Raw genomic sequence first — 2,948 nt, 5'->3', positions numbered from 1 at the left:
AGAACCACATGCCCGACGACGGCCTGCTGGTGGACTTCATCCCGCACATCGCCGTCACGCCGGAGCTGCAGCGCAAGCTGCTGGTGGAGAACCCGAACCGGCTGTACTGGCCGGAAGAGGTGGAGGGCGGTTGAGGATGGGGCGTCGCCTCGTGTTCGCGGGACTGGCCCTGCTGGGGGGCTGTGCGACGGTGCCGGCGCCCGTGTCTGCGCCCGGTATTGCTCCTGCGGCGGCGCCCGCACCCGCGCCGAGCCGCATCGCCATGGCGGGCGACCCGCAGGCCACCTGCGCCTCCTTCGCGCACAAGACCATCCCCGCCTCGGCGATCGCCTTTCCCGGCGGCAACGCCGCCATCGACTCGGCCGAACTGCTGCCGGCCAGCCAGATGACGCTCACCGCGGGCGCGCCGACGCCGGCCGGCGGCATCCGCCCGGCCCTGCCGCAACGCTGCAAGGTCCTGGGCCGCATCGCGCCGCTCGATGGCAACGCGCCCTCGATCCACTTCCAGGTGAACCTGCCGGTGCAGTGGAACGGCCGCTCGGTGCAGTACGGCGGCGGCGGCTTCAACGGCACGCTGGTCTCGGGCGAGGCGCTGCTGCCGGCGTCCCGCTACGACGCGCCGGCGCCGCTGGCGCAGGGCTACGTGACCTACGGCACCGACTCGGGCCACCAGAACCGCGTCGGCCAGGCGCCGCAGGCCTTCGCGCTGAACAGCGAGGCGCTGCTCAATTTCGCCCACGCCTCGTACAAGAAGGTGCGCGACGTGGCGGTGGTGCTGATGCGCACGGCGTACGGCCGCAGCCCCGAGAAGCTGTACTTCGTCGGCAGCTCCGAAGGCGGGCGCGAAGGCCTGGCCATGGCGCAGCGCTACCCCGCCGATTTCGACGGCATCTTCAGCCGCGTGCCGGTGATCCACTGGACGGGGCTGCAGCACGCGGGCCTGCGCGACGGCCTGGCGCTGGCCGACGGCGGCGGGATGAATCCGGCCCAGGTGAAGCTGGTGCACGACGCGGTGCTCGCGGCCTGCGACGGCATCGACGGCGCGGCCGACGGCATCGTCTCCGACCCGGTCGGCTGCCGCAGCCGCTTCGACGTGGCGAAGCTGCGCTGCACCGGCGCCCCCACCGACACCTGCCTCACCGAAGCCCAGGTCCGTGCCGTGCAGGCCCTGCACTCGCGCGTGGACCTCGGCATGGAACTGGCCAACGGCCTGCGCAGCTATCCCGGCCGCGGGCCCAGCGGCGAAGCCATTCCCGCGCACGGGCCCACCGGCGGCTGGCAGGCGTGGTGGACGGGCAGCGAGCCGCCGGCCTTCCCGCCGGTGCAGGCCAACGGCATCGCCTGGTTCTACGGCGGCGGCGCCATCAAGTACTTCTATGCCCGCACGCCCAGCCCCGACCTGCGCAACTACAAGGCCGCCGACCATGCGCAGCGCGTGCGCGAGGTGTCCGAGATGATGGACGCGACCAATCCGGACCTGTCGGCCTTCCAGGCGCGCGGCGGCAAGCTGATCGTGCTGGAGAACATGGGCGACTACGCGCAGAGCCCGTATGCCGGCATCGAGTACCACGATGCCGTGGTGCAGCGCATGGGGCGCGCGAAGGTCGACGGCTTCTTCAAGCTCTACACGGCGCCCAACGTGGACCACGTGGGCACCGGCGCGCCCGCCCAGGCGGACCTGTTCCCGGCCCTCGTGGCCTGGGTGGAGCAGGGCCGGGCACCGGCGGGCCTGGTGCTGGTCGAACAGGATGCGAAGCCGCCGTTCACGGTGCGGCGCGCCCGGCCGCTGTGCGAGTGGCCACAGGTGCCGCGCTACCGCGGCGGCGACATGAACGCGGCAGGCAGCTTCGCCTGCGCGCAATGAGAGGAAGCAGGCCGATGCCACTGGACAAACCGTACGCCGACATCCCCGGCACCACGATCTTCGACGCCGACCAGAGCCGCAAGGGCTACTGGCTCAACCAGTTCTGCATGTCGCTGATGAAGGCCGAGAACCGCGAGCGCTTCAAGAAGGACGAGCGCGCGTACCTCGACGAGTGGCCGATGAGCGAAGAGCAGAAGCAGGCCGTGCTGGCGCGCGACCTCAATCGCTGCATCGCGCTGGGCGGCAACATCTATTTCCTGGCCAAGGTCGGCGCCACCGACGGCAAGAGCTTCCAGCAGATGGCCGGCTCCATGACCGGCATGAGCGAGGAGGCCTACCGCGACATGATGGTCGGCGGGGGCCGTCCGGCCACCTGGGGCCGCGAACAGAAGGACAGCAAGTAATGGCGCGCATCACCGCATCCGTCTACACCTCGCACGTGCCGGCCATCGGCGCGGCCATGGACCTGGGCAAGACCGGGGAGCCGTACTGGCAGAAGGTCTTCGGCGGTTATGAGTTCTCCCGGCAGTGGATGAAGGAGAACAAGCCGGACGTCGTGTTCCTGGTCTACAACGACCACGCCACGGCCTTCAGCCTGGAGATCATCCCCACCTTCGCGATCGGCACCGCGGCCGAATTCAAGCCGGCCGACGAGGGCTGGGGGCCGCGGCCCGTGCCCAAGGTGGAAGGCCATCCCGAGCTCGCCTCGCACATCGCGCACTCGGTGATCCAGCAGGATTTCGACCTCACCATCGTCAACAAGATGGACGTGGACCACGGCCTCACCGTGCCGCTGTCGCTGCTGTGCGGACAGCCGCAGGCGTGGCCCTTCAAGGTGATTCCCTTCGCCGTCAACGTGGTGCAGTACCCGGTGCCGAGCGGCATGCGCTGCTTCCGCCTGGGGCAGGCGATCCGCAAGGCGGTGGAGAGCTTCGACGAAGACCTGAACGTGCAGATCTGGGGCACGGGCGGCATGAGCCACCAGCTGCAGGGCCCGCGCGCGGGCCTGATCAACCGCGAGTGGGACAACCGCTTCCTCGACCGCCTGATCGACGAGCCCGAGGCGCTGGCCAGCGTGCCGCAC

General features: G+C 70.4%; 3 protein-coding genes and 1 pseudogene. All 4 read left to right on the top strand.

All coding sequences use genetic code 11. From position 1 onward, the window contains the following. Positions 1 to 134, top strand: a pseudogene (locus tag VFM98_RS14610) (2-pyrone-4,6-dicarboxylate hydrolase); the annotation flags it as partial. A gap of 2 nt (positions 135 to 136) precedes the next feature. Then, on the top strand, positions 137 to 1,864 hold the full coding sequence (locus tag VFM98_RS14605; RefSeq protein ID WP_325110642.1) for a tannase/feruloyl esterase family alpha/beta hydrolase: 1,728 nt from the start codon (positions 137 to 139) through the stop codon (positions 1,862 to 1,864). Positions 1,865 to 1,878: 14 nt separating this feature from the next. After that, a complete protein-coding gene (ligA, locus tag VFM98_RS14600; RefSeq protein ID WP_325110641.1) occupies positions 1,879 to 2,268 on the top strand; it encodes a protocatechuate 4,5-dioxygenase subunit alpha in 390 nt (129 codons plus the stop codon). Continuing rightward, the coding region (locus VFM98_RS14595; RefSeq protein ID WP_325110640.1) for a class III extradiol dioxygenase subunit beta at positions 2,268 to 2,948 on the top strand (681 nt) is incomplete at its 3' end. The genes ligA and VFM98_RS14595, both read left to right, overlap by 1 nt.

Source organism: Ramlibacter sp., assembly GCF_035706265.1.
Taxonomy (GTDB): domain Bacteria; phylum Pseudomonadota; class Gammaproteobacteria; order Burkholderiales; family Burkholderiaceae_C; genus Ramlibacter.
The sequence above is the reverse complement of the archived record's forward strand: the minus strand, read 5'-3'. Positions and strand labels throughout refer to the sequence as shown.